Origin of the sequence: Burkholderia sp. KCJ3K979 (assembly GCF_016759955.1) — a bacterium.
Taxonomy (GTDB): Bacteria; Pseudomonadota; Gammaproteobacteria; order Burkholderiales; family Burkholderiaceae; genus Burkholderia; species Burkholderia orbicola.
On sequence record NZ_JACFYV010000374.1, the window covers coordinates 1 to 3,051 of the forward strand.

The following is a 3,051-nucleotide window of genomic DNA, read 5'->3' on the forward strand; positions in this document are numbered from 1 at the left end:
CGCACCACCCGCGCCACGCGAACCCGGTTTCGCCGAACGCGCGTTCGGCGCCGCGCGCGACTGGCTGCTCGGCGGCAATACGGTCGTGCGTGTCGGGATCATCGTGCTGTTCTTCGGCGTCGCGTTCCTGCTCAAGTACGCGGCCGACAACGACATGCTGCCGATCGAATTCCGCCTCGCGGGCACGGCGCTCGCCGCGGCCGCGCTGCTCGCGATCGGCTGGCGCGTGCGGGCGCGCCGCGCCGCATACGGCCTCGTGCTGCAAGGCGGCGGCGTCGGCATCCTGTACCTGACGATCTTCGCCGCGACCAAGCTGTATGCGCTGCTGCCCGTCGGCGCCGCGTTCACGCTGATGGTCGCGGTCTGCGCGCTGGGCGCATTCCTCGCGGTGCGGCAGAACGCACTGCCGCTCGCGTTCATGGGCAGCGCGGGCGGCTTCCTCGCACCGATCCTGCTGTCCACCGGCCAGGGCAACCACGTCGCGCTGTTCAGCTACTACGCACTGCTGAACGCGGGCATCTTCGCAATCGCGTGGTTCAAGGCGTGGCGCCCGCTGAACCTGCTCGGCTTCGTGTTCACGTTCACGATCGGCTCCGCGTGGGGCGTGACCGCCTATCGTCCCGCGCTGTTCGCGAGCACCGAGCCGTTCCTCATCCTGTTCTTCCTGATGTATGTCGGCATCGCGCTGCTGTATGCGGTGAAACGCGAACTCGCGCTGCGGCACTATGTGGACGGCACGCTCGTGTTCGGCACGCCGATCGTCGCGACCGCGCTGCAGGCGTCGCTCGTGAAGGGCATGCCGTTCGGGCTCGCGTGGAGCGCGGTCGCGCTGTCGGCGTTCTACGTCGCGGTCGCCGCATGGCTCGCGCGGCGCCGCGATCGCCTCGGGCTGCTGTTCGAATCGATGCTCGCGCTCGCGGTCATCTTCGCGACGCTCGCGGTGCCGCTCGCGTTCTCGGGGCCGACGACCAGCGCCGCGTGGGCCATCGAAGGCGCCGCCGTCGTGTGGCTCGGCGTGCGCCAGAAGCGCCTGCTCGCGTTCGGCTTCGGGCTGCTGATGCAGGTCGCCGCGGCCGGCGCGTTCTTCACGAGCCTGCTGGGTCCGGCCGACGCGACGGCGCTGCCGGTGCTCAACAGCCCGTATATCGCGATGCTGCTGATCGCGCTCGCCGGCCTGTTCACCGGCTGGTGGCTGCACGGGCGCGGTGAAGCCCGCGCATGGCACGCGTGGATGCCCGAGATCGGTGTCGCGGCCGCCGCGTGGGGCCTGCTGTGGTGGATCAGCGGCGGGCTGCACGAGATCCTCGTCCATGCGAGCCGTCACGTCGATCTGCATGCCGACCGCTTCGTCGTCGATACGACCGCGCTGTTCGCGGCCGGCACCGCGTGGCTCGCGCACGTCGCGCGCCGCCGGCTCGCGTGGCCGCTCGCCGAATGGCCCGCGCTCGCGCTCACGCCGGCGCTGGCGCTGCTCGCACTGCGCGCGTTCGATGCACACGAAGCGCCGCTGTCGGGCATGGGCGCGTTCGCGTGGCCGGTGGCCGTCGGCGCCGGGTTTGCACTGCTGTGGCGCCAGTCGCGCGGCACGACCGGCGCCACGGCAGCGATCGGCACGGCCCATTCCGTTGCAGCAGGCATCCTCGCGCCGCTGCATACGCTGGCGTTCTGGACCCTGTGCGGGCTGCTGTCGCTCGAAGGTTTCTGGCGCCTGCGCGCGTTCGTCCCGGAAGGCGCCTGGAGCTGGAGCGCATGGGCGTACGGCTTCGGCGCACTGCTCCTGCTCGTGTCGGGCCCCGGCTCGCGCCTGCGCTGGCCCGTCGCGGCGTTCCCGCGCGCCTACCAGGTGTGGGGGGCCGCGCCGCTCGCCGCGCTGCTGTGGCTGTGGAGCCTTGCCAGCACGGCAAGCGACGGCGACGCAGCGCCGCTCTTCTGGCTGCCGCTGCTCAATCCGCTCGACGTCGCGCAGGCTCTCGTGTTCGTCGCGTTCGCCGTGTGGCTGCGTCGCCTGAAGACACTCGGCGTCGCGTGGCATCCTCGCGTCGTCGACTATCTGGCGATCGCGACCGTGTTCCTGTGGTTCAACGCGCTGCTGCTGCGCACGCTGCATCAGCGCTTCCACCTGGGCTACGACATCGATACCGTGCTGTCGTCGTTCGGTATCCAGCAAGTGTTCATGGTCGGCTGGAGCCTGTTCGCGTTCGCCGGGATGTGGCTCACGCGCCGCGACGGCATCGCCCGCCTCTGCGCGTTCGCGTCGCTGCCGCTGATCGTCGTGATGTGGGTGTGGACTTTCTACGCGAACTTCACGCAGGACGGCGGAAGCTGGGCGCGCGTGCCGCTGTTCAACCCGCTCGATCTCGTGCTCGCGGTCGTTTATGGGCTCGCCGCGTCGTGGTTCGTGCGCGCGCGCAGGCTCGGCTGGTCGTTCGGCAACTATCGCGTCGAACTGCTGGGTGCGGCCGGCGCGACCGGGTTCCTGTGGCTGAACGCGATCCTGCTGCGCACGCTGCATCACTGGGCCGGCGTGCCGTACGAATTCGGCGCGATGGCCGAATCGACGCTCGTGCAGGCGTCGGTATCCGTGTACTGGACGGTCTGCGCGCTCGCGATCACGATCTGGGCCACGCGCCGCGGGCTGCGACCGCTGTGGTTCGTCGGCGCCGCACTGCTCGCGCTCACGGTCGTCAAGCTGTTCCTGTTCGACCTGTCGCACGTCACCGGCATCGAGCGGATCGTATCGTTCATCGGCATCGGCGTACTGCTGCTGTTGATCGGCTATTTCTCGCCGCTGCCGCCGAAAGCCGCCGCGCAACAGGACGGCCGGCCATGAAACGACTCGCCGCCCTGCTCGGGCTGAGCCTGCTCGCGTCGTTCGCGGCCGCCGACGGCGCGCCGAACGCCGGCCGCGTCACGCAGCGCTTCGCGCTCGACCTCGACGGCAGCGCCGCGTATTACCAGCTCACCGTGCCGCAGCCCGTGTATGCGGCGAGCCGGCGCGACGATCTCGGCGACGTGCGTATCTTCAACGGCGCGGGCGAGCCGGTGCCGTAC

2 protein-coding genes are annotated in these 3,051 nt (G+C 70.4%); both read left to right on the forward strand.

Annotated elements, in window-relative coordinates:
• On the forward strand, positions 1–2,830 hold a 2,830-nt coding region (locus H3O04_RS34770; protein ID WP_202589456.1), incomplete at its 5' end, for a DUF2339 domain-containing protein.
• Positions 2,827–3,051, forward strand: a 225-nt coding sequence (locus tag H3O04_RS34775; protein ID WP_202589457.1) for a DUF3999 family protein, incomplete at its 3' end; no start/stop codon positions are given. The genes H3O04_RS34770 and H3O04_RS34775, both read left to right, overlap by 4 nt.